The 4,042-nt window shown below is 39.7% G+C and carries 2 protein-coding genes; one reads left to right on the top strand and one right to left on the bottom strand.

Features of this window, described 5'->3' with window-relative positions; all coding sequences use genetic code 11:
- Positions 1-82: 82 nt before the first annotated feature.
- Positions 83-667, bottom strand: coding sequence for a tyrosine-type recombinase/integrase (locus ACM0OP_RS23745; RefSeq protein ID WP_414530870.1), 585 nt, complete (start codon positions 665-667; stop codon positions 83-85).
- 203 nt (positions 668-870) lie between these two features.
- Between ACM0OP_RS23745 and ACM0OP_RS23750 the strand changes: the two genes are divergently transcribed.
- Positions 871-3,948, top strand: coding sequence for a Tn3 family transposase (locus tag ACM0OP_RS23750; protein ID WP_414530871.1), 3,078 nt, complete (start codon positions 871-873; stop codon positions 3,946-3,948).
- Positions 3,949-4,042 lie beyond the last annotated feature (94 nt).

Consider the following 4,042-nt stretch of genomic DNA (forward strand, 5'->3'; position numbering starts at 1 on the left):
GGGTGTCCGCCGAGATACGTGCAAAATGGGACACGTTGTAAAGTTTTGTAAAGAAATCAGGTTGAAAGCATTGATTTTAGGTTCAGTCGAGCCAGAAATTTTTGAAGCGCTCGCTTGATAGCTCTGTATAGCGAATAGTGTGTTGAATATTCTTGTGTCCCAGATAAGCCTGAATAGCTCTAGTGTCATGGCCATGAGAAGCCAGATAAAACCCGCAGGCATGACGTAACATATGCGGATGTACCGATAAAGCTAAACCAGCAAGAGTGCCAGCACGACTAATAATGTTAAAGGCGGTGGCAGCAGCCATCGGAGTACCACGTTCAGAAACAAACAAATAAGGGGAGTGAGGATATTCTCGTTGTAGTTGTCGTAGCCACCTTAACTCTCTGGCACGTAAAGGATGCGTTGAACTGATACCATGCTTAAGTCGATTGATATAGATCGTGCCACTAGAAAAATCTATCTGCTCCCATCGCAGGGCTACCAATTCTGATACACGTAGACCATGACGATAAGCCAGTAAAATTAAAGTCGAATCTCTGTGACCATGCCGCCCTGTTGATGAAGCGGCTTTAATCATGGCTTCAACTTCATTGGGCAGCAGATGTTCTCGTGTGCGTTTCTCTAGGTTTGTGACTTTTTTGGGTGGAGCAGTATGAGTCATAAAAACCAACTTGCCCATAAAAGGTAATTGGGTACGATGGCATTGGGTACGACAGAATCAACTCCCCACACATTCCATGTTAAAAACTTGCCCATAAACAGTTCTTTTTGGTAATGTTTATCTACATAAACTCCTGACGCAGTGGCTGATTGGTGATATTATATATCTTTTGAAGTGTTAAATGGCACAAACACATACTGATGGTGACATCGATAGAACGTACCGCTTACCCTCGATTTAAGCGTCAATTAACCGCCAAAGAACTCACTGAGATTTACACACCCAACAAGAGTGAAATTGCTTTTGCTTACGCAACAACTAAAGGTGAAAGTAATATTCTTAACTTAGTATGCCTCTTAAAATCATTCCAGCGACTAGGTTACTTTCCTTCGCTAATAGAAATTCCTCTGAAAATAGTTAATCATATTCGCAGCAATTTAAAATTTACAGATGATACTGTTTTGGGTTATGAGAATCGCAAAACAATGTATCGCCACCGGACTGCTATCCGTGAATATCTCCAGGTAAATCAGTTTAATAAAACTGGGCTACATCTAGCTATAAAAGCAGTGAATGAATCGGCGACTGTTATGGATAATCCTGCTGATTTAATGAATGTAGCCATTGCTGACTTAGTTAAAAATAGATATGAATTACCAGGATTTAACACATTAAATAGATTAGTCCGTCGAGTGAGAAATGTAGTAAACCAAAGATTATTTTCGCTCGTACTGAGTCGCATCTCGTCAGATTACCAAGAACGCTTGCTGGACTTGTTAGAGCGTCATCCGCTTGAGTATCAAACCTCATTCAACAGCCTGAAGCAACTACCTAAAAGTCCTACCCGTAACAATATCAATGACTTTATTGTACATTTAATCTGGCTGGATTTTTTGGGTGATATTAAGCCAATACTCAAGGATATTACCACTGCCAAAATTCACCATTTTGCTGCCGAAGCACGGGTGTTAGATGCCCATGAAATCAAAGATTTTAGTTTAGCCAAACGAATTACTTTGATTTTATGCTTAATTTATGCGGCGCAAGTGACAGCACGAGATAGTTTGGTTGAGATGTTTTTAAAACAAATGCGCTCAATCAATAACGACGCTACCAAAGAATTAGAACTCATCAAAAAGAGAATTCAAGAAACACAAGAAAAATTGGTTGGTGTGTTGACTAATGTCATCCATGTGTTTATGGAAGAAAATCAATTAAATCATGAACCAGTATCCTCTCACCCAGAGATTGTGACATCCGATGGTTATTCATCTAATTCCCCAGAGCAGATACCAGAATTAAATCTCTCTACCGAGTTAACAACAAATCAGGGAATATCTCTGTTTCATAAACTAAATCATGTATTTATTCAAGATGGAGGAGCAGAGCAACTACTTTCTGAATGTGAGGCGATGAATGCTTATAGGGGTAATAATCATCTGCCTCTAATTTGGAAATTTTATAAAAATTACCGGCGGACATTTTTTCGCTTAGTAAAAGTATTAGAGTTCAAATCAACTACTAACGAACAAAGTGTTATCGAAGCATTACAATTTGTCCTAGAGAATTCTCATCGTCGAGGAGAATTTCTCAAAGCAAGTATTGAACTAAATTTTATTTCAGAACAGTGGCGAAAATTAGTTGTAGTCAAGCAAGGAGAGAAAACCAAATTCGTTCGTCGGCACTTCGAGGCTTGTATTTTTTACTACCTAGCAGCCGAATTAAGGTCAGGAGATATCTGCGTTGTTGGTAGTGAAGATTATGCCGACTACCGAGAACAATTACTGCCTTGGTCAGAGTGTTTGCCATTAGTTGACCAATACTGTGAGAATTTAGGATTTCCTAATAACGCTTCTGAGTTTACCTGGACACTAAAATCTTGGTTGACGGACACGGCGGCGGCTGTGGATGCAGGTTATCCCAATAACCACCAATTTATTATTAATGATGAAGGCTCACCCATCCTCAAAAAGTATCAGCGTAACGAGTTGAGTGTTGCTGCCAAAGCTTTAATAGAAAAAATCGAAGAATGTTTTTCAGAAAGAAATTTAATCGATATCCTCAGAAATGTTGACTACTGGACAAATTTTACCCGGCACTTTGGGCCGCTGTCTGGTTCAGATCCTAAAATTGAACGTGCGACGGAACGTTATCTTTTGACGACGTTTACTTATGGCTGCAATTTGGGGCCTACTCAAGCAGCGAGACATATGCGAGGCATTGTCACCGCGAAGGAACTGGCATTTGTCAACCGTCGCCATGTGACGGTTAATAAGCTCAATGCTGCATTGGTGGATATTATTAACCGCTACAATGCTTTTAATCTGCCCAGGGTTTGGGGCGATGGTAAAAGTGCGGCGGCAGATGGAACGAAGTATGAACTCTACGAAGAGAATTTACTGTCTGAGTATCATATTCGCTATGGGGGTTACGGAGGAATAGCTTACCACCATGTCTCTGATACCTATGTGGCTTTATTTAGCCAGTTTATTTCTTGTGGTACTTGGGAAGCTGTTCATATCATTGAGGGATTGTTAAAAAACTCTTCCGATATTCAACCCGATACAATTCATGCTGATACCCACGGTCAATCAACACCTGTGTTTGCATTGGCACATATGCTGGGAATTAAGTTAATGCCTCGGATTCGTAATTGTCAAGATTTAAATTTTTATCGTCCTGATAAAGAGACTGTTTATCAACATATTGATTCTCTGTTCTCTGAAACGGTGAATTGGAAGCGGATAGAAACTCATTGGCAAGATATTTTACAGGTAGTCTTATCAATTCAAACAGGTAAGATATCGAGTGCCATTTTATTGCGTAAGTTAGGAAATTATAGCCGTAAAAACAGGTTATATCAGGCTTTTCAGGAATTAGGGCAAGTAGTAAGAACTGTTTTCTTGCTGCAATACATATCGGATATGCAGCTAAGAAAAGAAATTACTGCTGTGACAAATATTGTGGAAGCTTATCATAAATTCTCGAAGTGGTTTTTCTTTGGTGGCTTTGGAGTTGTGATGAAGAATGACCCAATTGAACAGGAAAAGGTAATTAAGTATAAAGATTTGGTAGCTAATGCTGTTTTGTTCCAAAATGTTGTTGATTTAACTGATATATTGCGTGATTTACAGAAGCAAGGCTATTTGATTAGCCGTGAGGATGTGGCGGTTGTGAGTCCTTATATTACGGCTCATGTTAAGCGGTTTGGTGATTACCTAATTGATATGGAGACTGTGCCACCGTCATTGGATGAGGTCGAAAGTTTAGTGCTTGCTTAAGCGACTGAAATCCTTGTAAATCGCAGGTTTTTTGTTTACTTCTTAACAAAACTTTACAACGTGTCCCATTTTGCACGTATCTCGGCGGCCACCC

The sequence above is a fragment of the Nodularia chucula CCY0103 genome (assembly GCF_963923915.1).
Lineage (GTDB): Bacteria > Cyanobacteriota > Cyanobacteriia > Cyanobacteriales > Nostocaceae > Nodularia > Nodularia chucula.